Genomic DNA, 23784 nt, shown 5'->3' with positions numbered 1-23784 from the left:
CGACAAACGTAGCTCCGAGATCCGGGGCGGGCATCTTGGCCCGCGCATGCCTGTTGCTCGATCGGACGAGTCGGCGGATTCGCAAGAGAGTCGCAGTGCCCGAATCGTGTGTCAAGCCCCACATGCATACGGATGAATTCATGACGCGGGTGGATCAGGCCAGCTCAACACCGCCTGTGCATACGGATTAGCAGATCGTGATCGCATAGGGTTGTCCTATGCCTCTTACAAGAAACTCCACTCTTGTCCTGTGGTCCGGCCCCGCTTAGCGTTCGCCCCATGCGATTCAGCTCACGGCTGCTCGGCGACCTGGCCGGGCGGTTCGAACACCTCAAAGCGCCCGCTTCGGACGCACCCGCGGCCCAGCAGGATCCCCTTGTGGCGCAACGCGTCTCGGAGATGCTCGGCGAGATCGAACGGGACGGCTTCGACGCGGTGCTGCGCTACGCGCGCGACCTGGACGGCTGGGACCAGCCGGACGTCGAGCTCAGCCGGGAGGCCATCAGGGCTTCCGGTGACGCGCTCACGCCCGAGCACCGCGCGGCGCTGGAGCTCGGCGCCGAGCGCACCCGGCGCTTCGCCGACCTGCAACGCGCGGGCCTGTCCGACGCCGAGGTCGAGCTCGCGCCCGGCCTGACCACCGGATACCGCTACGTGCCGGTGCAGAGCGTCGGCGCCTACCTGCCCGCGGGCCGGTTCCCGCTGACCGCGGGCGCGTTCATGACCGTCGGCGTCGCCAAGGCCGCCGGGGTGCCGACCGTGGTGGCGTGCCTGCCGCCCGGCAAGAACGGCCAGGCGGACCCGGCGGTGGTGTACTCCGCGCACCTGTCGGGCGTGGACCGGGTGTTCGTGCTGGGCGGCGTGCAGGCGCTCGCGGCGATGTCGTTCGGGCTGCTCGGCGAGGCGCCGGTGGACATGATCGTCGGCGCGGGCAACGCCTTCGTCGCCGAGGCCAAGCGGCAGCTGTTCGGCCGCGTGGCCATCGACCTGCTGGCCGGACCGTCGGAGGTCGCGGTGATCGCCGACGAGACCGCCGATCCGGAACTGGTCGCCGCCGACCTGCTCGGCCAGGCCGAGCACGGCGTCAACTCCCCCGCCGCGCTGGTGACCACCTCGCGCGAGCTGGGCGAAGCGGTCGTCGAGGAGGCCGACAAGCAGCTCTCCTCGCTGGCCACCGAGGAGATCGCCGGCCCGGCGTGGCGCGACTTCGGCTCGGTGACCTGGGCGCGGGACCGCGAGACCGCCGTGGCGCTGATGGACGACCTGGCTCCCGAGCACCTGGAGATCCAGACCGCCGACGACGACTTCTACCACGACTCGCTGCGCAACTACGGTTCGGTCTTCCTGGGCACGTGGAGCACGGTCGCCTACTCCGACAAGGGCATGGCGGGCACCAACCACGTGCTCCCCACCGCGGGCGGCGCCCGGCACAGCGCGGGCCTGTCGGTGTCGAGGTTCCTGAAACCGCTGACCTACCAGCGAGTTTCACGCGAGGCGACGCCGCTGCTGGCCGAGGCCGTGGAGACCATTTCCGACTACGAGGGCATGGCGGCGCACCAGGCCACCGCGACGCTGCGGCTGGAGCGCCTCAGGAAGGACGAGGACCGATGACCGAGGTTTCCGAGCAGATCGCAGGCTCCCCCGGCGGCACCATGGAGCCCGGCAAGCGCACCATGCCGGGCGATTTCAGCATCGCCGTGCGCCCGGGCTCCGGCGCGACGCTGGGTGGCGTGAACTACGGCGGCGAGCGCCGCCAGTCGATGGAGGGGTTCGAGGACACCTACACCGACATCGTCGACTACATCGTCCGGATCACCCACCGCATCTGGGAGGACCAGGACGTCGGGTACATCTACGACACCTACAGCCCCGGCTGCCGGCTCTACGACGACAGCGGCTTCCGCTACGGCGTGGAGAGCCTGGTCAACGGCACGATGCAGAGCATCAACGCCTTCCCGGACTGCCGTCACTACGCCGACGACGTGATCTGGGCGGGCAGCGACACCGAAGGTTTCGTGACCTCGCACCGGGCCATCAACATCGGCCACCACACCGGGCCGTGGCGGTGGGGACCGCCGACCGGCCGCAGGCTGGAGACCTGGGTGATGGCCAACTGCGTGGTGTGGCAGAACGAGATCTTCGAGGAGTGGGTCCTCTACAACACCGCCGCCAAGCTGCAGAAGCTCGGCATCCCGGTGGTCGAGGCGGCCCGCACCTACGCCCGCGAGGGCGGCGTGACCCCGCTGACCGAGCGGCAGTTCTCCGAGGCGCACCGCCTCGACGGCGGCCGCAAGCCGATGCCGATCCCGGAACCGGACAACCGCGCGGGTTTCGACGTCGAGGGCACGGTCCGGGCGCTGTTCCACAACACCTACAACCGGCGCGACCTGAGCACGATCGACCGGGTCTACGCCGACAACGTCCGCTGGCACGGCACCACCAACCGCGCCGGCTACGGACGTTCGGACGTGCGCGCGATGGCCCGCGGCCTGCTCGCGACGTTCCCCGACCTGGGCGTGCAGGTCGACGAGGTCTACTGGATGGGCAACGACACCGACGGCTACAGCATCTCGGCGCGCTGGTCGGGCATCGGCACTCACCGGGGCTTCGGCCTCTACGGCAAGCCCACCGGCAAGCGAGCTCACCTCTGGGGCATCTCGCAGCTCTACGTGATGAACGGCCGCATCGTCGAGGAGTGGTCGCTGTTCAACGAGTTCGACGTCATCGCTCAGCTCGTCAGCGAGGACGGCGGACCGGAACTCCTCTGATCCCCGCCCCACCCGGGTGACCACTTTTCGTGGCCACCCGGGTGGGTGAACGGGACCCACGTTCCCGTGAAACCCTCCGGTGGCAGGCTCGAGGCGCTGGACATTACCAACAGGTAATGACACATTCGACGTTTGCACGCACGGCCGCGAGGAGGCAGTGGACGTGAGCGGTTCCGAAGTCGACGCCCTGCTCGACGAGCTCCGGCAGCAAGGCTGGGAGTCCTACGTGTTCGGGTCGCGCGACGACCCGAACGCGGTCGGCATGGCCTACCGCTGGGAGACCTGCGCCGACGTCCTGGTGCTGCACGCCGAGGACGAGGCCACCGCCTACCGGATGCCGCTGTGCCCGAACGCTGATCTCTTCGCACCCGAGATCGTGTCCTGGCACTACCACGCGCCTGCCGAGTGGACGATCCGAGCCTTGCTCTCGCTCCCCCGCCCCGGCGCCCCGGACGCGCCGCTGGCGATGCTGAACCCGCCGCCCGACTGCGGGGTTCCGGCGCACCTCCGCCGCAGGATGACCATCCGGCCCAATCCACGCCGCGCCCACGCCGCCACCTGATCGGATTAATCCGGCGCTGCTGCGGCCCATCCCGGCGGGCAACCTGAGCTGGTGCCGCTGACGCATCCGGACAACACGCCTCGCCCGCACCGCAGCGAACTCGCGGTGAACCCGATCTTCGCGCGCGAACCCGTGCACGTGCCGACCTACGACCTCCCCGCCCGGGGGACCGATCCCGAGGTCGCTTACCAGATCGTGCACGACGAGCTGATGCTCGACGGCAACGCGCGGCTGAACCTGGCGACCTTCGTGTCCACCTGGATGGAACCGCAGGCCACCCGGCTGATGTCGGAGTGCTTCGACAAGAACATGATCGACAAGGACGAGTACCCGCGCACCGCGGCGCTGGAGGACCGGTGCGTGCGGATGCTCGCCGGGCTGTGGCACGCCCCCGACCCGCACCACGTCGTCGGCTGCTCCACCACCGGATCGTCCGAGGCGTGCATGCTCGCCGGCCTCGCGCTCAAGCGCCGCCGGCGGGGAACCGGCACGCCGAACATCGTGCTCGGCGCCGACGTGCAGATCTGCTGGGAGAAGTTCGCCAACTTCTTCGAGGTCGAACCGCGGTACGTGCCGATGGAGGGCGACCGCTTCACGCTCTCCGCCGAGGAGGCGCTGCGGCGGGTCGACGAGAACACCATCGGCGTCGTGACCATCATGGGCTCGACCTTCGACGGCTCCTACGAACCGGTCGCCGAGGTCTGCCACGCGCTCGACGACCTGGCCGCGCGCGGCGGACCGGACGTGCCGGTGCACGTCGACGGCGCTTCCGGGGCGATGATCGCGCCGTTCCTGGATCCGGACCTGGTGTGGGACTTCCGGCTGCCGCGGGTGGCCTCGATCAACACCTCCGGGCACAAGTACGGGCTGGTCTACCCGGGTCTCGGCTGGGTCGTGTGGCGCACGCCCGAGGCGTTGCCCGACGAGCTGGTGTTCCGGGTGAACTACCTCGGCGGCGAGATGCCGACCTTCGCGCTGAACTTCTCCCGGCCGGGCGCGCAGGTGGCCGCGCAGTACTTCAACTTCCTGCGGCTGGGATTCGACGGATTCCGGCGGGTGCAGCAGGAGTGCCGCGACGTGGCGATGCGGCTGGCCCGCGAGATCGCCGCGCTCGGGCCGTTCGAGCTGCTCACCGACGGCGGCCACATCCCGGCCTTCGCGTTCACGCTGCGCGACGACGTCCGGAATTATTCCGTTTTCGACGTTTCCGCTGCTCTTCGCGCCAGCGGTTGGCTCGTTCCGGCCTACGCGTTCCCGGAGAACCGGACCGACCTGGCGGTGCTGCGGATCGTGGTGCGCAACGGGTTCAGCCACGACCTCGCCGACCTGCTGCTGGACGACCTGCGCCGCGCTCTGCCGAGGCTGGAGGCGCAGACCACCCCCGCCCGGGGCCACGACTCCGCCGGGTTCGCGCACGGAGCCCGTTCCCACGACTGAGCGGCGAACGGCGAAAACTTCCCGGACACCGGGAAATCCCAGCCCGGAGCCGGTGGGGACGATCACGCTCAGTCGATCAGCTGATCGCAAGCCGTTCGAAGCCGACTAGCCTGCCCGGTTATGAGTCGTTCCGAGGACGCGAACGCGCGGCTGACCGAGCTCGCGCTGCACGCGCGTCGCGGTGACCCGCACGCCATGGAGTCCTTCATCCGGGAGAGCCAGCACGACGTCTGGCGCTTCGTCGCGCACCTGGCCGGGCCGCACCTCGCCGACGACCTCACGCAGGAGACGTTCCTGCGCGCGTTCCGAAGCGTCCGCCGGTTCAACGCCCGCTCCTCGGCACGCACGTGGTTGCTCACGATCGCCCGCCGCGTGGTCGTCGACCAGATCCGCTACGAGCGCTCCCGCCCGCGCACCACCCACGCCACCCCGGCCACCGAACCGACCTCGCCGGACACGGGTTTCGAGAACATCGTCGAGCTCAACCTGCTGCTGAGCGACCTCGACCCGGAACGCCGCGAAGCCCTGGTCCTCACCCAGGTCCTGGGCCTCCCCTACGCCGAAGCCGCCCACGTCACCGGCTGCCCGATCGGCACCATCCGCTCCCGAGTGGCCAGAGCCCGCGACCAACTCCTGGCCACCCGAACCCACCAGGACGAAGAAACCGGCTGATCTGGTCAAACGAGCGCGGTTTTCGCCGCGCGAGCACGTTGCGCCGCAGTAGCGCGCAACCAGGCGCGAGCCCGCTTGTCCAGATCCCGGACGTCGGCCCAGCTGCGCTCGACCGGGATGGACGCGATTCGCTGATCGTCCTCGTGAACCGGGCCGGTATCACCGCGCAGGACGTCGATCGCGGCGTCACCACGGCCCCATCGGAAGGTGAATCCACCGAGGTAGAGCCATTGGCACGGAATCTGGGCCATGTGTCATCCCTCCACCAGGTAAGCGAAGTGCACGTGCTGGACGTGCCAGGTCATGCAGTCCAAGCCCATGGGGCCGAAGTCCACGAGGACTCGGCCGCAGCGTGATCCCCCGACGGGGCAGCAGAACCAGTCCCGCCCGTCGACCACGGTCACGTCGAGTTCCAGCTCCCATCGGCCGACCCTGATCACACCGCCGACACGCGCTGGCTTCGCGGGCTTGGTCGCTGACATCGCATCGCCTTGTTGTCTCAGTCGTCACAGTCGTCTCATACAACTAGGCGGAAGGTAGCGCTGCCGCTTCCTGTGAGGCAAGGTGAGACACTCGTTTGGGAGGACTGAGTCGTCTAGTGCGAGGTGTTTCCGATGTCCGCCGCAGCGAAGTACCAGGAGATCGCCGCGACGCTGCGAGGTCAGATCGACAGCGGTTCGTTGGCGATCGGCGACAAGCTGCCGACCGAGCAAGTGCTGCAAGAGCAGTTCGGGGCTTCGCGCACGACCGTTCGTCAAGCGCTGAAGGAACTCCGCGACGCCGGTCTGGTGCAGATGCGCCACGGCGTCGGCGTGTTCGTCGCACCGCCGAACGTGGTTCGACGGCTGGATTCTCGCGAGCGGCTGTCGAAGGCGCGTCGCGATCGGAACGAGTCCGCCTTCCTCGCCGAAGCCAAGAAGCAGGACTTCGCTCCCTCGTCCTCGGTCCGGGTGTGGTTCGAACCCGCGCAGGACTTCGCGGAACTCCTCGACGTCGCGGAGGATGCCGAGCTCTGCGTGCGCGACCGGGTCATGCGCGCCGATGACCAACCCGTGATGCTCGCGGTTTCCCGCCTGCCGCGTGAGATCACGCGAGGAACGGCGCTGGAAGACGTCGAGACCGGTCCCGGTGGCGCGTTCGCCCGCCTGGAAGACCTGGGCTTCGCGATCTCGTGGCACGAAGAGGTCGTGGGCGCGCGGATGCCGGACGCCAACGAGCGCCAGCTGCTCGGCCTGGGCAGCGGTCCGGTCCTCACGGTCCGCCGCCGCACATGGAGCGGCGACCGCGTTGTCGAGGTCAACGACATGGTGATGGCAGGCGAGAGCTACGAACTCCGCTACACCTGGGACGCCATCTGACCGAGCCCGGCGCAGAGCCCTGAGGTCCCTCACCTGGAGCGGGGTGGGGACCTCCCGCTCCCGACGTCTCGGACTCCGGGTGACCCGGTGGGAACTTCGGGGACGCGGGGCGCGACAGTAGTGGTGTGGACTGTTGCGTGTGCCGGGAGGCGCTGTCGGCGCGGTTGGACGGCGAGGAGCCTCCGGCGGCCTGGGCCGAGGTGGAGCGGCATCTCGCCGAGTGCGGTGAGTGCCGGGACTGGGAATCCCGCGCCGTCGCGTTGAGCAGGGAGTTGCGGGTGCGGGTGGTGCCGAGCACCCCCGACCTGACCGCGTCGGTGATGCGGGCGCTCCCGGCTCCCGCTGTCCGGCGCTGGCCCCGGGTGCTGCTCGGTGTCGTCGCCGTCGTGCAGATCGCGTTGGGCGTCGCGCAGCTGCTGGGCGCCGGCGGGCACGAGGCGATGGCCGGGCACGTGTTCCACGAGAGCACCGCGTGGAACCTCGCGCTCGGAACCGGGTTCGGCTGGGCCGCCTGGCGGGTCCGCGCGGGTGCCGGGATGGTGCCGGTGCTCGGCGCGTTCCTCGCCGTGCTCACCTTCATCAGCGTCCAGGACCTGGTGGCCGGAGTCGTCACCGCCGGTCGCCTCGCCTCGCACCTGCCGCTGGTGGTGGCGCTGGTGCTGCTGCTGGTCATCCGCCACGACCACCGGGACGGCGAAACCGGTCCGGGCCACGGCGTCCGCCCCGGCGAGAGCGCGGTCACGACGGACGATCCCGACGAACCGGCACCCCCGCGCGAGCTCGGCCCGACCGCCCACCGCCGGGCCGGTTAGGTGCTGTTGAAGAACGCGGCGGAGCCGCTGTGCCAGGTGAGGGACTCAGCTCGCACCGCCGCAGGTGCTGCCACCGGCACCGCCGAGCAACGCACTCCCCGAACAGCCCCTAGCGCTTGCGAGCCATCGCGGCCCAGTAATAAGCGCTGCGCGGGTCGACCTCGCGCTCGGGGTGGAGCTTGGTGATCCCGGCCGGCTCCGGGTCGGGCCGCCACGCCAGCACCGGCGCCACTCCGGGCTCGACCAGGTCCATGCCCTCGAAGAGCGCGGCGACCTCGTCCTGATCGCGGGGCTGGAACGGGATCCCGGACTGCTCGGCGGCAGCCACCACGCCTGCCATCGCTTCCGGGTCGAAGTCGGCGGTGGGGTGGGTGATCGTCAGGTAGCTGCCCGAGGGGACCGCGTCCATCAGCTTGCCGAGCGCCTGCTCGACCTCCGAGTTCTCCCGGAAGTACATCAGCACCGCCACCAGCATCACCGCGGTCGGCTGCGTCAGGTCGAGCGTTTCGGTCAGCGCGCGGTCGGACAGGATCGAGTCCGGGTCGTGCAGGTCGGCGAAGATGAATTGGGTCGCGCCCTCGTCGGTGCTGGTCATCAGCGCGCGGGCGTGGGCGAGGACGATCGGGTCGTTGTCGACGTAGACCACGCGGCTGCTCGGTTCGGCGCTCTGCGCGACCTCGTGCACGTTACCGCTGGTGGGGATTCCGGTGCCGATGTCGAGGAACTGCCGGATGCCGCACTCCTGCACCAGGTATCGCACCGCGCGCCCGACGAACGCCCGGTTCGCACGCGCCATGGTCTTGATGGTGGGGATGTGCTCGGCGATCGCGTCACCCAGCGCGCGGTCGGCCGCGAAGTTGTCCTTGCCGCCCAGCCAGTAGTCGTAGACCCGCGCCTCGTGCGCGACGGTGGTGTCGATCTCGACCGGCAGCCGGCCGCCCTGCTCGCTCATCGCCATCCTTCGGATCAGTGCTCGTCCATTAACTCGCGCAGCAGCTGCGTGGTGTCCTGTGGTGTCGCCGCCTGCACGCTGAGCAGGTTCATCACCGCCTGGTACTGGTCCAGGTCGTTGCGCTTGTCCAGGTACAGCGCGCTGGTCAGCTGTTCCAGGTAGACGACGTCGGGCAGGTCCGTTTCGGGGAACCGCACGATGGTGAACGGACCGCCCGCCGCGGCGTGCCCGCCGACGCTGTAGGGCAGCAGCTGCACCGTCACGTTGGGAAGTTCGGAGATGCGGATCAGGTGCTCGATCTGCCCGCGCATGATCCGCTCACCCCCGATCGGGCGGCGCAGCGCGGCCTCGTCGATGACCGCCCACAACGTCGGCGGTTCCGGCCGCGTGAGGATGTCCTGGCGACGCATCCGCAGCGCGACCCGGCGGTCGACCTCGGCCTCCGGTTCCTGCCCGTGGCCGAGCAGGATGACCGCGCGCGCGTAGTCGGGGGTCTGCAGCAGGCCCGGCACGAACTGCGCCTCGTAGGTGCGGATGATCTCAGCGGCCTGCTCCAGGCCGAGGTAGGTCTCGAACCACGACGGCAGCAGGTCGCCGTACTGGTGCCACCAGCCGGGTTCGTTGGCCTGCCGGGCCAACGACATGAACGCCGCCCGCTCGCCGGAGTCCCGCACGCCGTAGAGGGTCAGCAGGTCGTTGAGATCGCGCTCCCGGAAGCTGACGCGTCCCAGTTCGAGCCGGCTGATCTTCGCGTGCGACCCGCGGATGGCATCACCGGCGGCCTCGCGGCTGATCCCGCGCTGCTCGCGCAGGCGTCGAAGCTGTCCGCCCAGCGCGATGCGCAGCACGGTGGGCCCAGCGGTGGACCCGCCCTGCTGCTTGCCCTGTCTCTCCGGCTCGATGCTCATCGTGTCGATACCCCCATCGGGAGCAATGCGGCGTCCGATCGCCGCCAAAGCCAGTCAGCAGATTAGATCATCGAAGTCGCCTTCTTTAACCCCTTCGAGAAAAGCGGCGATTTCTTCTCGCGTGTAGACCAGCACTGGCCCCTCCGCGAAGCGGGAGTTGCGCACGGCCACCCGGCCGCGCTCCAACTCGGCCACCTCGACGCAGTTCCCACTCGGGTTGCTGTGCGCGCTCTTGCGCCAGCGCAGGTCAGACCGCCAGCTCAGGTCTGCCCACCGCGGAGCCTCCGGCACTGCGGACTCCGGCATGGATGCCTCCAACATTCGGGCGAAATCACGTCCGTGCTTGCAGGTGTTCTTGCAAACGTTCTTGCATCTGCAAGGTCAGTCCGGGACAGTAGCAGCAGCAGATCGATCGTCGATCTTGATCCGTCAGCGGGAATCCGGTGCCCGGCAAATGGCCCCGGCGCGCGCGGGAGGGGGCCGAGGGATGATCCGGTTATCGCGGCGAGGGACGGTTCGCCGCGTACATCAGATTTGCCCGGCTTCGACCCAGGATCGGGCGACGCGATGAGCGTGCTCGTCGCGGTCTGCGCGTTAGCCCTCTGCGCGATCCTCTCGGCGGCGCTGCTCGACTCCCGCCGCAAACGTCGCGAGCTCGAAAAGCGGCTCGCGGTGGCCGATCGCGCCGCGCACACCGATCCGCTCACCGGCTTGGCCAACCGCGCAGGGCTCCAGCGCGCGCTGGACCACCAGCGGGCCAGCACTCGCCCGAGCGATCACCTCGCCATGATCCTGCTGGACCTGGACGGGCTGAAGGAGACCAACGACCTCTACGGCCACGACTTCGGCGACAGCGTTCTGGTCGCGGTGGCCCACCGGATCCACGAAAAAGCCGGGCACGCGGCGTGCGCGGCCCGGCTCGGTGGGGACGAGTTCGTGGTGCTGCTCAGCGGTGAGGAACCGCAGGACGCGGATGCGCTGGCCGCCGAGCTCTGCGCTGACATCGCCTCGGCGGAGGTCATGTCGGAGATGCCGATCCGCTGCACGGCCAGCGCGGGGGTCGCGGTGCTGCCGGCGCACCGGATGCACCAGCTCGTCACCGCCGCGGACCAGGCCATGTACCGGGCCAAGTCCACTCGCGCGGGAACTTCCAGGTATCAGCCGCTCACCGATGTCTCCGACCGGATCCCGCGAAACCGGACGGCACTGGTGGCCCTGGAAGGTGGCGCCTCGAAAGAGGCCCAGGGCTGATCCTCTCCAGGACTGCTCCGGGTGCGGGACTCGGCTCGCACCGCGCAGCCCGTTCCTCGAAGACCTCTAGACCGCCGCTGCCTGCCGGACTCCGCCGACCATGCGGTGCGCTTCGGCGTTGCACGCAGGGCAGGTGTTCCACAGCCACGCCATCTCCCCCACCTCGGCACGCATCTCGCGGTCGCAGAGCGTCGTGATGGCGCTTCCCGCCGGGTATCCCCCTGACGGCCGGGGGTCGGTGCTCGCGTGACGCTCCCCGAGGGCCGGAACCCAATGGAACGGATGCATCCGCACACTCTCCTTCGCTGCCGTGTCCCACCGCGTGGTGGCGTCTTGCCGATCGCGAACCGGGTGGCCGGTCGACCACGATCCGGATAATCAGCTGTTCAGATGGATTCCAGACCGACGATGCCTGCGGTCGCCGCCAAGCATCGGCCACACGGTAGGACCCCACCCGAAGGAATATTCCCGATTGTGTCATGACCCAGGGGGAGTCCGCACGTCGCACGCGCGACACCGGCCTGCCAATCCCGCCGCGAAATCGCGTGAGCCTGCCGAACTGTCACACGTGCGGCGGTATGCAGGACCCAGAAGCACTCCGCTCCGGACTGCTCTACCCGCGCCCCCCGGGTGCTCCCGGTCAAGTTGAGTGGCATGATCCCTCCCCGGATCGTCTACGATTAATCGTAAGCACATCCGCGCCACGGAGTCGAGAGATTCGGAAGGGATGCACCGCGATGCTTCACCCGAAACCGACCGCGACGAGTCCCGCCTTCAGCGCCACGGGCTGGGCTTCTGCGTCCGCCTGCGGGCCGAACGGGGGAAACTGCGTCGAGGTGAACTTGACAGCCCCCGGGCGTGTCGGGGTCCGCGACAGCAAACGCCTCACCGGCGACGTCCTGCTCAACTTCGACACGAGCAGCTGGAGCCGGTTTCTGACCGACATGAGAGCCGGAACCTTCGACATCGACTAGATCTTCGCAGCTCACAGCCGCTTACTGATTAATCACCGTCGGCGCGGATCACCGGCGGTGACCCGTTCGCCGGGCATCCACGTCCGAGTGCATTACAGTGTTGTTCTTGACAGAAGCGTTTGCGCTTGTCAGACGTGGTGACGGCAGAGCATACGAGCGGAGATCTGGTGCCGAGCACGGTAACTTCGCGACGCAGGCAGCTCGGAAACGAGATTCGCCGCGCGCGGCAGACCGCGGGCATGACCCAGCAGGACGTCGCCGAGCTGCTCGGATGCAGCCAAGGCAAGATCAACAAGATCGAGTCGGGCACGGTCGCGGTCAAGAAGGCCGAGCTGCAGAAGATGCTGGAGTCGTTCAACTCCGGCAAGGCCGAAGCCGATCTGATGCTGGACCTCGCGCAGTCCAGCTCCGGGCAGCGCGGCCAGTGGGCCGGCTACCGCTCGGCGGTGCCGCAGTGGTTCCGCACCTTCACCGACCTCGAACCGGCCGCCACGGAGATCCTCAGCTGGCACGGCGAGCGCATCCCGGGCCCGCTGCAGTCCGAGCACTACATGCTCACCCAGTTCTCCGAGGACCGCGCCACCGACGTCACCGCGCTGGTGCGGAACCGGCTGGACCGCAGGCGGGTCTTCGACCTGCCGCGCCCGCCCTACTACCGCTTCGTGCTCAGCGAAGCCGCGTTCCACCGGATGCCGGGCGGGCCGAACCCGTCGGTCGCGCTGGACCAGGTCGAGCACCTGCTGGACCTGCAGACGCGGTACCCGAAGGCGTACGTGCACATCCTGCCGTTCGACGTGCGGCTGCCGTACGTGCCCAACGACTTCACGATCATGCGGTTCGCCGACGGCACCAAGGACTTCGTCTTCGTCGAGCACGTCGCAGGCGGGCTCTACCTGGACGACGAGGACGACTTCAACCTGTTCAACGACGCCTGGGACCGGCTGCGCGGAGCCGCGCTGGAGCGCCACGACACCGTGGCCCGCCTGCAGGAGCTGGCGAAGGGGTACCGGAACCAGATCGAGTTCTGATTAATCGCGACGAGGCCCCCTCCGCGCCGGAGGGGGCCTCGTCGCGCGCTCAGGAGGTCAGCCGACGGGGGCCGGGGTTTCGGCCGGGGCCTGCTGGATCTTGCGGGGAGCCTTGGTGCGGCCGTGGGTGGCGTAGAGGGCCAGACCGACGAAGACGACACCACCGACGAGATTTCCGACCACCGTGGGAATCTCGTTCCAGATGAGGTAGTCGGCGATGGAGAAGTCGCCGCCGAGCATCAGACCGCTCGGGAACAGGTACATGTTGACGACCGAGTGCTCGAACCCCATGTAGAAGAACACCAGGATCGGCATCCACATGCCGATCACCTTGCCGGACACCGACCTCGACATCATCGCCGCCACGACCCCGGTGGAGACCATCCAGTTGCACAGCACGCCGCGCACGAACAGCGTCAGCATGCCTGCGGCGCCGTGCTCGGCGTAGCCGACGGTCCGGCTCTCCCCGATCGAACCGAGCTTCTGCCCGATGGCGTTCGGATCGACGGTGAACGCGTAGGTGACGATGATCGACATCAGCACCGCCACGGTCAGCGCACCGGCGAAGTTGCCGAGGAACACCAGGCACCAGTTGCGCAGGACACCGCTGATCTTCACCCCGGGCCGCTTGTCCAGCCACGCCAGCGGGGCGAGCGTGAAAACGCCGGTGAGCAGGTCGAACCCCAGCAGGTAGAGCAGGCAGAAGCCGACCGGGAACAGCAGCGCTCCGATCAGCGGGACACCGGTCTCGACGGTGACGCTCACCGCGAAAGCGGCGGCCAGCGCCAGGATCGCACCGGCCATGTACGCGCGGATCACGGTGTCCCGGGTCGACATGAAGATCTTGGACTCGCCCGCGTCGATCATCTTGGTGACGAACTCGGGCGGACTCACGTAGGACAAGGGAACTCCTCGAAGCCGGAAGGGGAACCAGGTACCGTGGGGAGGTCTGTTCCCGGTCTGGCTGGCAGTTTCCGCATCCGTGATTTCCGCGTTGTAACGCGCCGGCGAGATCGGCGTCAAAAGGACCTCACGGCTTCGAGGGCTTCGTCGTCAGTCCAGCAGGTTCACGATCATCGAGGCCATCACACCGGGATCGCCCATTTCCGGCCGCAGCACCAGGTCGGGGTTCTGCGGGGACTCGTAGACGTCGTCGACGCCGGTGAAACCGGTGATCTCCCCCGCCCGCGCCCGCGCGTAGAGGCCCTTGGGGTCGCGCGCCTCGCACATCTCGATCGGGGTGTCGACGAAGACCTCCACGAAGGTCAGCTCCGCGTCCTGGTGCACCTGCCGCGCCCGGTCGCGGTCGGCGCGGTAGGGACTGATCAGCGACACGATCGACACCACGCCGGAGTCGGCGAACAGCCGCGCCACCTCGCCGACGCGGCGCACGTTCTCAGCCCGGTCCTCGGCGCTGAAGCCCAGGTCGGCGTTGAGGCCGTGGCGCAGGTTGTCGCCGTCGAGCAGGTAGGCCGGCCTTCCCGCCGCGACCAGCCGACGTTCCAGTTCGACGGCCACGCTGGACTTTCCGGATCCCGACAGCCCGGTGAGCCACACCGTCGCTCCTCGGGTCCGGCGCTGTTCCCTGCGCACGGCCGTGGAGACCCAGCTGACGTTGGACTCGGCGATGTCCGGGCCGGTGATCATGCCTGCGGCGACGGTGTTGTTGGTGGCCTCGTCGACGAGGATGAAGCTGCCGGTCGTGCGGTTGCGGCGGTAGGCGTCGAACAGCAGCGGCTGCTGCGCGCGCAAGCGGATCCGACCGATCTCGTTGAGCGACAAGGACGTCGCGCTCGTGTCGCGGTGCAGGGTGTTGATGTCGAGCCGGTAGTCCAGCTGCCGCACCTGGGCGCGCGTGCCGCGCGTGGTGTGCTGGAGGGCGTAGCGGCCGCCGGGTTCCAGCGCGGTCTGCTCGGTGAGCCAGCAGACCAGGGCGTCGACGTCCTGGCTCGCGTGCGGCCGGTTCTGCGGACGGCAGATCATGTCGCCGCGCGAGACGTCGAGGTCGTCGGTGAGCCGCACGGTGACGGCCTGCGGCGTGAACGCCTCCTCGACGACTTCCCCGCCCGGCCCCCAGATCTCCTCGATGCCGCTGGTGAAGCCCGAGGGCAGCACGACGACGTCGTCACCGGGTTTGAGCACACCGCCCGCGACGGTTCCCGCATATCCCCGGAAGTCGCCGTCGCGGATGACGTACTGCACCGGCAGCCGCGCGTCGATGAGGTTGCGGTCGGAGGCGACGTGGACCTCTTCGAGGTGGTGCAGCAGCGAAGTACCCTCGTACCAGGGCATGTTCTCGCTGCGGTGCACGATGTTGTCGCCGCGCAGCGCCGAGACCGGGATGAACGTCAGGTCCGGGGCGTCGAGCTTCATTGCGAAGGAGGCGAACTCGGCGCGGATCTCCTCGAACCGCTGCTGCGAGTGGCCCACGAGGTCCATCTTGTTCACGCACACCACCAGGTGCGGGATCCCGAGCAGGCTGGCCAGGAACGCGTGCCTGCGGGACTGCTCGAGCACGCCCTTGCGCGCGTCGACGAGCACCAGCGCGAGGTCTGCGGTGGAGGCGCCGGTGACCATGTTGCGCGTGTACTGGATGTGCCCGGGGGTGTCGGCGATGATGAACTTGCGCCGGGGCGTGGCGAAGTAGCGGTGCGCGACATCGATGGTGATGCCCTGCTCGCGCTCGGCCCGCAAACCGTCGGTGAGCAGCGCGAGGTCGGGACCGTCGGTCCCGTGACTGGCGCGCTCCACGGCCTCCAGCTGGTCGCTGAGGATCGTCTTGGAGTCGTACAGCAAGCGCCCGATCAGCGTGGATTTGCCGTCATCAACGCTTCCAGCGGTGGCCAACCGAAGCAGCTGCGTCATCGAAGCTCCTCGTGCGGTCGTGCTTCCGCTACTTGCTTTGCAACGGCGAAGCCGTTTCTCCTCGCCCCACCCGAGCAACCGGCACCGCCGCGGGTTCTCAGACGTCTTCTGGGGAGGACAGCCGAAGCGCCGTGCATCGGCATGCACGAGTCTCGGATCCCGGAGCCAGACGGCGTCTGAGGTTCCGCCACCCGCACCGCTGAGCAACCCAGCCACCGAACACCCATTCAGAAGTAGCCCTCTCGTTTTCGGTCTTCCATTCCTGCTTCTGAGATGCGGTCGTCGGCGCGCGTGGCTCCGCGTTCGGTGAGGCGGGCAGCGGCGACCTCGGCGACGACCTCGCTCACGGTGCTCGCCGTGGAGGGCACGCAGCCGGTGCAGGTCGTGTCGCCCACGGTGCGGAAGCGGACGGTGGCCTCGTAGGGCTGCTCGTCCTCGGCCGGCGTCAGGTGCGGGTTGGTGGCCAGCAGCATGCCGTCGCGCTCGAAGACGGTGCGCCGGTGGGCGTAGTAGATCGACGGGAGTTCGACGCCCTCGTCGAGGACGTACTGCCAGATGTCGAGCTCGGTCCAGTCCGACAGCGGGAAGACGCGGATGTGCTCGCCCTTGCGGTGCCTGCCGTTGTAGAGGTGCCACAGCTCGGGGCGCTGGTTGCGCGGATCCCACTGGCCGAACTCGTCGCGGAAGCTGAACACGCGCTCCTTGGCCCGGGCCTTCTCCTCGTCGCGGCGCGCGCCGCCGAAGACGGCGTCGAATCGGTGCTCGCCGATGCTGCGCAGCAGGGTCTGGGTCTGCAGCCGGTTGCGGCCGGCTCCGGGCTGCTCGACGGAGCGGCCGGCGTCGATGTCGTCCTGCACGCTGCCGACCAGCAGGCGCAGGCCGAGCCGCCGCACGGTGCGGTCGCGGAAGTCGATGACCTCGTCGAAGTTGTGGCCGGTGTCGATGTGCAGAACCGGGAACGGCAACGGTGCGGGCCAGAACGCCTTGGTGGCGATGTGCAGCATCACCGCGGAGTCCTTGCCGCCGGAGAACAGCAGCGCGGGCCTCTCGAAGGATGCGGCGACCTCGCGGAACACGTGCACCGTCTCGGCTTCCAGGCCGCGCAGGTGGGTCAGCTCGTAGGTCGTGGTCACCCGGGACCCGCCCTTTCCATCGGCACCGAACCTAGAACAAGTTTCACAGAAAAGTAGAACAAGTTCTTGCGCTCGGTCAAGCTGCGCGGAAAGCTGGGTCCACCCCTCGAAGCCAACCCTCGCAAGACACAAGGAGGCGTCATGGACCTCGTCGCGCTGGAGGAGATCAAACGACTGAAGTACCGCTACCTGCGCGCGGTCGACCTCAAGCTCTGGCACGTGCTCGCCGAGGCGCTCACAGAGGACGCCGTGGCCGAGTACGGCACCGAGGCCACGGGCTCCAAGCTCGAACTCACCAGCCGGGAGGAGATCCTGAAGTTCATGCGGGAGAATCTCGGCCCGAGCATCATCACCACGCACTCCGCCGGTCAGCCCGAGATCGACATCGACGGCGACACCGCGACCGGGATCTGGGGCTTCGAGGACACGGTCATCGCCACCGAGTTCAAGACCTTCATCAAGGGCGCGGCCTTCTACGAGGACACCTACCGCCGCGAGTCCGACGGCCAGTGGCGCATCAGCAAGACCGGCTACACCCGCACCTACGAGCTGATGCACACCTTCGACGACCTCCCGAACTTCAAGCTCACCGCGAACCGCTGGAGCTGAGGAGCACGGGGGCTTCAGCCGAACCTCGACAGCCAAGACGACCGCAGTGCACTAGAACGAGTTCTCAAGAGGAGCTTATGCTCACTCAGCCCTTCGCCGATGCCGTCTCCGAAGCCGAGGAGGTCATCCGGCACGCCAAGCACATCCGCGACGAGCAGGACCTCATCGAGGGTTACGACTACCTCGCGGGAAGCATCCAGGCCTCCCTCATGCTGGCTTGGGCCTACGAGCGGGACTTCCCGTACTTCGTCCAGTCCACCGGCCCCCACACCAAGATGGGCCTGGACAACCCGGACGCGCTGTACTTCCACTCCTACATCCGCGACGACGCCGAGTACGTGGTGACCGGAAAGCGCGGCAGCACCGCGGATCTGAGCTTCCAGGTGCTCAACGGCGACTACTCGCCGGTGGACGTGCCCGACAGCCTCGCCGCCTTCGACGACCGGCGGATCGACATCGACGACAACGGCGACTTCGAGGTGCGCTTCGGCCCCGGCCCCGCCGGTCCGAACTACTTCACGCTCGCACCGGGTTCGGCGATGCTGGTGGTGCGCGAGGTCTACAGCGACTGGGATGCGGAGCGACGCGGCCTGATCCGGATCCGCCGCGAGGACACCTCGGGAACCGCTCCCCCGCCGCGCACGATGGACCTGCTGACCAAGCGCTACGGCGTCGCGGGCAAGATCCTGCTGAGCCGGTTGCGGACTTTCCTGGCGTTCCCCGAGTGGTTCTACCTGAACCAGCCGGTGAACACGATGAACGATCCGCGCTCCACGCCGGGCGGTCTGGCCACCCAGTTCTCCTCGGCCGGTCACTTCGAGCTGTCCGAGGACCAGGCGATGATCGTCACCGTTCCCCAGTCCGAGGCCCCCTACCAGGGTTTTCAGCTCGGCAGCCCCTGGTACGTCTCCACCGACTACATCAACCACCAGACGAGCCTCACCGCGGAGCAGGCGCGCACCGACCCCGACGGCAAGATTCGGTTCGTCATCACCGAGCGCGATCCGGGCCTGGCCAACTGGATCGAGCTGACCGGGCATCAGCGCGGCTACATGCAGATCCGCTGGCAGCGACTCTCCCGGGACCTGGGACCCGACGACGGACCGGAGGTGGAGATCGTCGGGTTCGACGAACTGCCGCAACGACTTCCGCATCACGAGCGCTCCCGCGTGACACCGCAGGAGTGGCGGGAGCGAATCGCCGCGCGGCAAGCAGCCGTGCACTACCGGATGCTGGGGTGAGGCCGATGCTGGACGGACTGCTGCGCGACAAGGTCGTCGTCGTCTCGGGAATCGGCCCCGGTTTGGGCCGGTCGCTGGCCCTGCGCAGCGCGCAGGCCGGAGCCGACGTGGTGCTGGCCTCGCGCACCGAGAAGCGGCTCGAGGAAGTCGCCGAGGAGGTCACCGCACTGGGCCGCCGCGCCCTGGTGGTGCCCACCGACATCACCGACGCCGACGACTGCGCCGCACTGGCGAACCGCTCGGTGGAGCACTTCGGCCGGGTGGACGCGCTGATCAACAACGCCTTCGCGATCCCGCCGCTGGCCGACCTCGCCGACACCGACCTGGAAGCGATCCGGCAGGGCTTCGAGACCACCTCGATCGCCGCGCTCCGGCTGACCCGGCTGTTCACCCCGGCGCTGGCCGAGGCCCGGGGCGCGGTGCTGATGGTGAACTCGGCGGTGCTGCGGCACTCCCGCCGCAACTACGGCGCCTACAAGATGGCCAAGTCCAGCCTGCTGTCGCTGGCGCAGAGCCTGGCCACCGAACTCGGACCGAAAGGCGTGCGGGTCAACTCGATCGCGCCCGGCTACATCTGGGCGGACTCGCTGAAGTGGTACCTCGGCCACCTCGCCGAGCAGCGCGGCATCACCCGCGACGAGGTCTACGAAGAGACCGCCGCCACCACCGACCTGCGGAAACTCCCGGAACCGGACGAAATCGCCGACGCCGGCCTGTTCCTGATCTCCGATCTGGCCCGGATCGTCACCGGTCAGTGCCTCGACGTCAACGCCGGCGAATTCCACCACTGAGGAGCCGTTTGATGAGCATCGGACGCGAGAACGTCGGCACCGTCGAAGACCTGCACGCCTCGGCCAGCCGTCTCGTCGGGCTGGACGACTTCGGAACCGACGACTACACCGACGGTCTCGGCGTGCTGTTGGAGTCGTACGAGCGGGATGCGGGCCTGACGCCGTTGGGGAACAAGGTCAAGCGGGCCTTCCTGCGCGGTGCGTTGACCGCGCGGCTGTTCAGCGAAGCGGCGTGGAAGCAGCACCCGAAGCACGCCGAGGCGGCCGTCGAACGACCCATCTTCGTCACCGGGCTGCCGCGCACCGGCACCACGGCGCTGCACCGGCTGCTGACCGCCGACACGGGCAACCAGGGGCTGGAGCTGTGGCTGACCGAGGTGCCGCAACCGCGGCCACCGCGCTCGACCTGGGAGGACGACCCCGTCTTCCGGGGAATCCAGCAGGGCTACACCCAGCACCACGTGGAGCACCCGGAATTCATGGGCGTGCACTACATGTCCGCCGAGCAGGTCGAGGAGTGCTGGCAGCTGCTGCGGCAGTCGATGCGCTCGATCTCCTACGAGTGCCTGGCGCACCTGCCGACCTATTCGCGCTGGCTGGAAGGCCAGGACTGGACGTCGGCCTACGCCCGGCACAAGCGCAACCTGCAGCTGATCGGGTTGCCCGAGAACAACCGGCGCTGGGTGCTGAAGAACCCGAGCCACCTGTTCGCGCTGGACGCCCTGTTCGAGACCTACCCGGACGCGCTGGTGATCCAGACCCACCGGGAACCGCGCACCGCGATCGCCTCGGTGTGCAGCCTGGCCGCGCACGCCACCCACGAGTGGTCGGAGACCTTCCACGGCGACACGATCGGCCGCGACCAGCTCGACCTGTGGTCGCGCGGGCTGGCGGAGTTCAACGCCGCGCGAGCCCGGCACGACCCGGACCGGTTCTTCGACGTGCGCTACGAGGACTTCATCGCCGACCCGATCGGCGTGGTGGAGCGGATCTACGGGCATTTCGGACTACCGCTGAGCGAGAACGCGGCAACAGCGATGCGGAACCTGCACTCCGAGAGCACCGCAGGTCACGCCAAGCCCGCGCACCGGTATTCGCTGGCCGACTTCGGATTGCGGCCCGAAGAGGTCGACGAGCGCTTCGCCGGGTGGGCTCCCGTCGGTTAGATTCCGGATCGGATTCGACGACCGGAGGGGCGGGCATGGCGTACGGCGACTACCAGCTGGAGATCTACCTCAACGGGTTGAGCGGGGTGCTGCCCGATCTCCCCATGGAGTTCGAGGAGCTGGAGGAACGCGCGCGAGCGGCCATGTCGCCGACGGTCTGGTCCTACGTCCACGGCGGCGCCGGTTCGGAGCGCACGCAGCGCGCGAACGTCACCGCATTCGAGCGCTGGGGGCTCGTCCCGCGCATGTTCGTCGGAGCCACCGAGCGCGGCCTCGAAGTGGACCTGTTCGGCCTGAAGCTGCCGTCACCGGTGTTCATGGCGCCGATCGGCGTGCTCGGGATCTGCGCGCAGGACGGGCACGGCGACCTGGCCACTGCCCGCGCGGCGGCGCAGAGCGGTGTGCCGATGGTGGCCTCCACTCTGTCGTCGGACCCGATGGAGGACGTGGCGGGGGAATTCGGTGGCACACCGGGCTTCTTCCAGCTCTACACGCCGAAGGACCGGGATCTGGCGGAAAGCCTGGTGCGCCGGGCCGAGAACGCGGGCTACAAGGGCATCGTCGTCACCCTGGACACCTGGATCCCCGGGTGGCGGCCGCGCGACCTGGCCACCTCGAACTTCCCGCAACTGCGCGGGCACTGCCTGAGCAACTACTACAGCGATCCGGTCTTCCGCGCGGGACTGGACAAGACGCCGGAAGAGGATCCGGGTGCCGCGGTGATGCGCTGGGTCTCCACCTTCGGAAATCCGCTGACCTGGAACGATCTGCCGTGGTTGCGGTCGCTGACCGACCTGCCGCTGATCGTCAAGGGCATCTGCCACCCCGACGACGTCCGCCGCGCCAAGGACGGCGGCGTGGACGGCATCTACTGCTCCACCCACGGCGGCCGGCAGGCCGACGGTGGCCTTCCGGCCCTGGAGGTGCTGCCCGAGGTCGTCGACGCGGCCGCCGGCATGCCGGTGCTGTTCGACTCCGGTGTCCGCAGCGGCGCCGACATCGTCAAGGCCCTGTCCCTGGGCGCCACGGCCGTGGGAATCGGCCGCCCCTACGCCTACGGACTCGCGCTCGGCGGTACCCCGGGCGTCGTCCACGTGCTCCGGAGCCTCCTCGCCGAAGCGGACCTCATCATGGCCGTGGACGGCTACCCCTCGATCGCCGACCTGACCCGGGAAGCGCTCCGTCGGCTGTCCTGATTCGCGTCGAGTTCCGTTGCCGGACAAACGGTTTCGTCCACACCGGAATCGGGAGCGGAGAGCACCGCGCGGGATGTCCGGACAGAATCGGCCGCCGGGTCCCGCGCGGTGGCGAACGCCGCTACACTCCGGCGAAACGTGATCGAGTCCACTGGAGTTCGGGGCCGATGGGAATCGAAGGCGAGGCCGCCGGCGTCGGGACGGCGGCCGGCATTGACACCAGCAAGGCGAGCATCGCGCGCGTCTACGACATGTTCCTGGGCGGCAAGGACAACTTCGCGGCCGACCGGGAGGTCTACGAGACGATCCAGGCGGTCGCGCCGCAGGGCGACGAGGTGGCCAAGTCGATCCGCCGCTGGCTGATCCGCGTGGTGCGGCACCTGGCGGGGTTCGAGGTCGGCATCGACCAGTTCCTCGACATCGGTTCCGGCCTGCCGACCGTGGAGAACACCCACGAGGTCGCCCAGCGCAACAACGCCGACGCCACGGTGGTCTACGTCGACAACGACGCGACCGTGGCCGCCTACGGGCGGGCGCTGATGGAGGAGAACGACCACACCCACTTCGCCACCTCGGACCTGCGCGACCCGGCGGCCCTGCTGGCGGCGCCGCAGGTCGCCAAGCTGGACTTCGCCCGGCCGATCGTGCTGATCCAGTGCGCGACGCTGCACCACATCGACGACGAGGCGGATCCGGCCGCGTTCATGAAGCACTACGTCGACGCGCTCCCGTCGGGCTCCTACCTGGCGATCTCGCACTGGTGGGACCCGGGCGACGAACTGCCCGAAGGACACCGGATGGCCCGGGAGCTGGAGCAGCGCTGGCGCGAGTCGTCGATGGGCACCGGCCGCTACCGCACGCGCGCGGAGATCGCCGAGCTCTTCGCGGGGCTGGAGCTCGTCGAACCAGGACTCGTCGAGCTCAACGACTGGTGGCCGGACGGCCCCCGCTTGCGCGAGCCCTCGCTGGTCGAGCGCCTGATCCTCGGCGGCCTCGCCTACAAGCCCTGATCAGCCCCGTTCGCGCTCGCGCAGCGCCGCGCGCAGCGTTTCCGCCTGCTCATCGCTGACCGAGGCGACGAAGTGCGCCAGGACGACGTCCGGGTCGCCCGAGGCGACGAGCACCTGGTGCAACGACCGGGCCGCGGCTTCCTCGCGGGTGCGCGTCGGCCGGTACAGGTAGGCCCGGCCGTCCAGGTCCCGCTGCACCCAGCCCTTCCGATGCAGGTTGTCGAGCACCGTCAGCACGGTCGTGTAAGCCAGCGACCGGCCGGTGTCGAGCCGCGACAGCACCTCGCGCACCTTGATCGGCTCCACCGAGTCCCACAGCACCCGCATCACCGCGGATTCGAGCTCTCCCAGACAACGCATCGGCCTTCCTCCCCGGGCACATCGTACGTCTGGACGCGCACGTCGCGCGCGCTATGTGAATGGGGTTCGGATTTATTGGCGATATACGATCCATTTTGGACCGGAGGCGGTCCGCAAGGCCGTTGACCCGCAATAGGATTCACATCTACTATGATCGTTAGTAGCGGTGCAGCCCCCAAGTCCCCGACGCCGCTACCTCGCGAGGAAACCGGTAATTCCCCCTCACCGGTCCTCGCCGAATGCTGGGCGGGTCCCAATCCCCCCTGGGATCCCGCCCAGCCCCGCGATGAAACCACATCAAGCGGAATTCGCTCATCCGATTGAGCCGATCCGGGCATGTCGCAGAAGTTCAGCCATGCCTGCTCACCTGGCGTTTCGCAACCGGAATCCGGACGACACCTTTTCAGAAAACGGGGGTGAGGCGCGGTCAGATCAATGAGCGGCAACACCTGCGTTCCACTCGCACAACTCTCCTTTGCAGAACCGCACAAGGTTGCCGCGGCGTGATTCGCGCGTTTCCGGATCGTTTTCTCCGATGTGAATTCCCTCCTATTCCGCGAAGACGCGCTCTGCGATGCTTGCCCGCCGTCCCGGACGACGGCCGATCCAGGGCACCGCAGAGAAATTCGGATGACTTCATGACACCCACCACACAGCACTCCAGCCCCACCGACGCCGCGCACCCGCGGGA

Annotated in this window: 26 protein-coding genes; 16 read left to right on the top strand and 10 right to left on the bottom strand. The window is 68.5% G+C overall.

Translation table 11 applies throughout. The annotated features are described in order from the left end of the window. Positions 1 to 279 precede the first annotated feature (279 nt). The 5 genes from hisD to AB0J91_RS07300 all read left to right on the top strand — a co-directional run bounded on the left by hisD (position 280) and on the right by AB0J91_RS07300 (position 5439). On the top strand, positions 280 to 1611 hold the full coding sequence (gene hisD / locus AB0J91_RS07320; protein WP_363865063.1) for a histidinol dehydrogenase: 1332 nt from the start codon (positions 280 to 282) through the stop codon (positions 1609 to 1611). Next, positions 1608 to 2768 (top strand): ester cyclase, encoded by a 1161-nt coding sequence (locus AB0J91_RS07315; RefSeq protein ID WP_363865061.1) that lies wholly within the window; start codon positions 1608 to 1610, stop codon positions 2766 to 2768. Before hisD ends, AB0J91_RS07315 begins: the two co-directional genes overlap by 4 nt. Before the next feature lie 163 nt (positions 2769 to 2931). After that, positions 2932 to 3330, top strand: a complete 399-nt coding sequence (locus AB0J91_RS07310; RefSeq protein ID WP_363865059.1) for a hypothetical protein — start codon at positions 2932 to 2934, stop codon at positions 3328 to 3330. Between the two features lie 51 nt (positions 3331 to 3381). Beyond that, a complete protein-coding gene (locus AB0J91_RS07305) occupies positions 3382 to 4767 on the top strand; it encodes a glutamate decarboxylase (protein ID WP_363865057.1) in 1386 nt (461 codons plus the stop codon). Between the two features lie 120 nt (positions 4768 to 4887). Further along, positions 4888 to 5439: a sigma-70 family RNA polymerase sigma factor gene (locus tag AB0J91_RS07300; protein ID WP_363865055.1), complete on the top strand. Its 552-nt coding sequence runs from the start codon at positions 4888 to 4890 to the stop codon at positions 5437 to 5439. A 5-nt stretch (positions 5440 to 5444) separates the two neighbouring features. Here the strand turns inward: AB0J91_RS07300 and AB0J91_RS07295 are convergent, their stop codons facing one another. Beyond that, entirely contained in the window at positions 5445 to 5690 is a 246-nt protein-coding gene (locus tag AB0J91_RS07295) for a hypothetical protein (protein WP_363865053.1), read from the bottom strand. Between the two features lie 3 nt (positions 5691 to 5693). After that, entirely contained in the window at positions 5694 to 5921 is a 228-nt protein-coding gene (locus AB0J91_RS07290; RefSeq protein ID WP_363786822.1) for a hypothetical protein, read from the bottom strand. Between the two features lie 132 nt (positions 5922 to 6053). On the opposite strand from AB0J91_RS07290, the gene AB0J91_RS07285 reads away from it, so the two are divergent. Both AB0J91_RS07285 and AB0J91_RS07280 read left to right on the top strand, forming a co-directional pair. Next, positions 6054 to 6797: a GntR family transcriptional regulator gene (locus tag AB0J91_RS07285; RefSeq protein WP_363865051.1), complete on the top strand. Its 744-nt coding sequence runs from the start codon at positions 6054 to 6056 to the stop codon at positions 6795 to 6797. 125 nt (positions 6798 to 6922) lie between these two features. Next, the gene (locus AB0J91_RS07280) at positions 6923 to 7609 is read left to right on the top strand and encodes a zf-HC2 domain-containing protein (protein ID WP_363865049.1); all 687 of its coding nucleotides are present in this window, start codon (positions 6923 to 6925) and stop codon (positions 7607 to 7609) included. A 109-nt stretch (positions 7610 to 7718) separates the two neighbouring features. Here AB0J91_RS07280 and AB0J91_RS07275 read toward each other — a convergent pair whose 3' ends face one another. Genes AB0J91_RS07275 through AB0J91_RS07265 form a run of 3 tightly spaced genes read right to left on the bottom strand, consistent with a single transcriptional unit; the run spans position 7719 to position 9775 of the window. Next, complete coding sequence (locus tag AB0J91_RS07275) at positions 7719 to 8561, bottom strand: SAM-dependent methyltransferase (RefSeq protein WP_363865047.1); 843 nt, start codon at positions 8559 to 8561, stop codon at positions 7719 to 7721. A 14-nt stretch (positions 8562 to 8575) separates the two neighbouring features. Next, on the bottom strand, positions 8576 to 9469 hold the full coding sequence (locus AB0J91_RS07270; protein WP_363865045.1) for a helix-turn-helix transcriptional regulator: 894 nt from the start codon (positions 9467 to 9469) through the stop codon (positions 8576 to 8578). Between the two features lie 54 nt (positions 9470 to 9523). Continuing rightward, positions 9524 to 9775: a DUF397 domain-containing protein gene (locus AB0J91_RS07265; RefSeq protein ID WP_363786813.1), complete on the bottom strand. Its 252-nt coding sequence runs from the start codon at positions 9773 to 9775 to the stop codon at positions 9524 to 9526. A gap of 261 nt (positions 9776 to 10036) precedes the next feature. Between AB0J91_RS07265 and AB0J91_RS07260 the strand changes: the two genes are divergently transcribed. Beyond that, positions 10037 to 10720, top strand: a complete 684-nt coding sequence (locus AB0J91_RS07260) for a GGDEF domain-containing protein (protein ID WP_363865043.1) — start codon at positions 10037 to 10039, stop codon at positions 10718 to 10720. A gap of 66 nt (positions 10721 to 10786) precedes the next feature. Here the strand turns inward: AB0J91_RS07260 and AB0J91_RS07255 are convergent, their stop codons facing one another. Beyond that, positions 10787 to 11008 carry a zinc finger protein gene (locus AB0J91_RS07255; RefSeq protein ID WP_363865041.1) on the bottom strand — a complete coding sequence of 74 codons (222 nt, stop codon included), beginning with the start codon at positions 11006 to 11008 and terminating at the stop codon, positions 10787 to 10789. Positions 11009 to 11199: 191 nt separating this feature from the next. Between AB0J91_RS07255 and AB0J91_RS07250 the strand changes: the two genes are divergently transcribed. Both AB0J91_RS07250 and AB0J91_RS07245 read left to right on the top strand, forming a co-directional pair. Next, complete coding sequence (locus AB0J91_RS07250; protein WP_363865039.1) at positions 11200 to 11694, top strand: DUF397 domain-containing protein; 495 nt, start codon at positions 11200 to 11202, stop codon at positions 11692 to 11694. A gap of 167 nt (positions 11695 to 11861) precedes the next feature. Then, positions 11862 to 12722, top strand: a complete 861-nt coding sequence (locus AB0J91_RS07245; RefSeq protein WP_363865037.1) for a helix-turn-helix transcriptional regulator — start codon at positions 11862 to 11864, stop codon at positions 12720 to 12722. 57 nt (positions 12723 to 12779) lie between these two features. Here AB0J91_RS07245 and AB0J91_RS07240 read toward each other — a convergent pair whose 3' ends face one another. From AB0J91_RS07240 to cysD, 3 genes are all read right to left on the bottom strand, one after another. Beyond that, complete coding sequence (locus tag AB0J91_RS07240) at positions 12780 to 13625, bottom strand: formate/nitrite transporter family protein (RefSeq protein WP_363865035.1); 846 nt, start codon at positions 13623 to 13625, stop codon at positions 12780 to 12782. 150 nt (positions 13626 to 13775) lie between these two features. Then, the gene (gene cysC, locus AB0J91_RS07235) at positions 13776 to 15587 is read right to left on the bottom strand and encodes an adenylyl-sulfate kinase (protein ID WP_363865033.1); all 1812 of its coding nucleotides are present in this window, start codon (positions 15585 to 15587) and stop codon (positions 13776 to 13778) included. Between the two features lie 227 nt (positions 15588 to 15814). After that, positions 15815 to 16720, bottom strand: coding sequence for a sulfate adenylyltransferase subunit CysD (gene cysD / locus AB0J91_RS07230; protein ID WP_363865031.1), 906 nt, complete (start codon positions 16718 to 16720; stop codon positions 15815 to 15817). Positions 16721 to 16861: 141 nt separating this feature from the next. On the opposite strand from cysD, the gene AB0J91_RS07225 reads away from it, so the two are divergent. From AB0J91_RS07225 to AB0J91_RS07200, 6 genes are all read left to right on the top strand, one after another. Further along, the gene (locus AB0J91_RS07225; protein WP_363786799.1) at positions 16862 to 17329 is read left to right on the top strand and encodes a nuclear transport factor 2 family protein; all 468 of its coding nucleotides are present in this window, start codon (positions 16862 to 16864) and stop codon (positions 17327 to 17329) included. A gap of 77 nt (positions 17330 to 17406) precedes the next feature. Further along, positions 17407 to 18570: a hypothetical protein gene (locus AB0J91_RS07220; protein WP_363865029.1), complete on the top strand. Its 1164-nt coding sequence runs from the start codon at positions 17407 to 17409 to the stop codon at positions 18568 to 18570. An 8-nt stretch (positions 18571 to 18578) separates the two neighbouring features. Continuing rightward, complete coding sequence (locus AB0J91_RS07215; RefSeq protein ID WP_363865270.1) at positions 18579 to 19361, top strand: SDR family oxidoreductase; 783 nt, start codon at positions 18579 to 18581, stop codon at positions 19359 to 19361. An 11-nt stretch (positions 19362 to 19372) separates the two neighbouring features. Next, complete coding sequence (locus AB0J91_RS07210; RefSeq protein ID WP_363865027.1) at positions 19373 to 20527, top strand: sulfotransferase; 1155 nt, start codon at positions 19373 to 19375, stop codon at positions 20525 to 20527. Between the two features lie 35 nt (positions 20528 to 20562). Beyond that, positions 20563 to 21723, top strand: a complete 1161-nt coding sequence (locus AB0J91_RS07205; protein ID WP_363865025.1) for a lactate 2-monooxygenase — start codon at positions 20563 to 20565, stop codon at positions 21721 to 21723. A 167-nt stretch (positions 21724 to 21890) separates the two neighbouring features. Next, positions 21891 to 22733, top strand: coding sequence for an SAM-dependent methyltransferase (locus tag AB0J91_RS07200; protein WP_363865023.1), 843 nt, complete (start codon positions 21891 to 21893; stop codon positions 22731 to 22733). Here the strand turns inward: AB0J91_RS07200 and AB0J91_RS07195 are convergent, their stop codons facing one another. Next, entirely contained in the window at positions 22734 to 23093 is a 360-nt protein-coding gene (locus AB0J91_RS07195; RefSeq protein ID WP_363865021.1) for a BlaI/MecI/CopY family transcriptional regulator, read from the bottom strand. Positions 23094 to 23784 lie beyond the last annotated feature (691 nt).

This window comes from Saccharopolyspora sp. NPDC049357 (genome assembly GCF_040677225.1).
Lineage (GTDB): Bacteria > Actinomycetota > Actinomycetes > Mycobacteriales > Pseudonocardiaceae > Saccharopolyspora.
Note: the sequence above shows the minus strand (reverse complement) of the source record. Positions and strands in the feature narration are given on the sequence as shown.